The organism is Pseudomonas sp. NPDC089569 (genome assembly GCF_050280625.1).
Taxonomy (GTDB): domain Bacteria; phylum Pseudomonadota; class Gammaproteobacteria; order Pseudomonadales; family Pseudomonadaceae; genus Aquipseudomonas.
Genome location: NZ_JBNNVQ010000266.1, coordinates 1 through 1,319 on the forward strand (window position 1 = coordinate 1; position 1,319 = coordinate 1,319).

Genomic DNA, 1,319 nt, shown 5'->3' on the forward strand with positions numbered 1-1,319 from the left:
TGCTGATCGAAGGCATGCTGATCAGTGCACGCGCGCTGAAAACCTACCGTGGCTACATCTTCCTGCGGGGCGAGTACACCACCGCCGCCAGGCACCTGAACCGAGCCGTGGAAGAAGCCAAGGCAGCGGGCCTTTTGGGCAAGAACATCCTGGGCAGCGGCTTCGATTTCGAGCTGTTCGTCCACACCGGCGCCGGGCGTTACATCTGCGGTGAGGAAACCGCACTGATCAACTCCCTGGAAGGCCGTCGCGCCAACCCGCGCTCCAAGCCGCCCTTCCCTGCCGCCGTTGGCGTATGGGGCAAGCCGACCTGCGTGAACAACGTCGAGACCCTGTGCAACGTCCCGGCAATCATTGCCGATGGCGTGGACTGGTATAAATCGCTGGCCCGCGAGGGCAGTGAAGACATGGGCACCAAGCTCATGGGCTTCTCCGGCAAGGTCAAGAATCCGGGCCTGTGGGAACTGCCGTTCGGCGTCACTGCACGCGAGCTGTTCGAAGACTACGCCGGCGGCATGCGTGACGGTTACAAGCTCAAGTGCTGGCAGCCTGGCGGCGCCGGTACCGGTTTCCTGTTGCCGGAACACCTGGACGCACAGATGTACGCCGGCGGTATCGCCAAAGTGGGCACCCGTATGGGTACCGGCCTGGCCATGGCAGTGGATGACAGCATCAACATGGTGTCCCTGCTGCGCAACATGGAACAGTTCTTCGCCCGTGAGTCCTGCGGCTTCTGCACCCCTTGCCGCGATGGTTTGCCATGGAGCGTCAAGCTGCTGATGGCCATCGAGAAGGGCCAGGGTCAGCCAGGCGACATCGAGACCCTGCTGGGTCTGGTCGGCTTCCTCGGCCCAGGCAAGACCTTCTGTGCTCACGCACCGGGTGCCGTGGAGCCGTTGGGCAGCGCAATCAAATACTTCCGTCCAGAGTTCGAAGCCGGCATCGCGCCTGTCAGCGCCGCCGTCCCGCCTCTGGCAAGGCCGATCGTAGTCGGCGCGTAAACGCTTAAAAAAAGCGAAGGGTCCGTGCCCTTCGCTTTTCGTGCGATGACGCCTTCACCGGCTGTTTTGATTCGCGCGAAAAACAAGATTCCATTAGCCACGCCCGCTGACACCGGGCCAACGAAGAACTTTGAACCATGGCCACTATCCACGTAGACGGCAAAGCGCTCGAAGTCGACGGGGCAGACAACCTGTTACAGGCATGTCTGTCGCTAGGCCTCGGCGTAAAAGAAGCCGTTGTAGTGGTCCGGGCCGAACAGCACGATCAACTCGGGGTTGAAACGGGCGATGCGCTCACGGGCCTCGGCGATGGCCGCA

Annotated in this window: 1 protein-coding gene and 1 pseudogene; both read left to right on the top strand. The window is 62.1% G+C overall.

Annotated features, from left to right (window positions below):
• Positions 1–1,001, top strand: a 1,001-nt coding sequence (locus ACQKP2_RS32960) for an NADH-ubiquinone oxidoreductase-F iron-sulfur binding region domain-containing protein (protein WP_427582398.1), incomplete at its 5' end; no start/stop codon positions are given.
• Between the two features lie 137 nt (positions 1,002–1,138).
• A pseudogene (locus ACQKP2_RS32965) lies at positions 1,139–1,228 on the top strand (hypothetical protein); the annotation flags it as partial.
• Positions 1,229–1,319 lie beyond the last annotated feature (91 nt).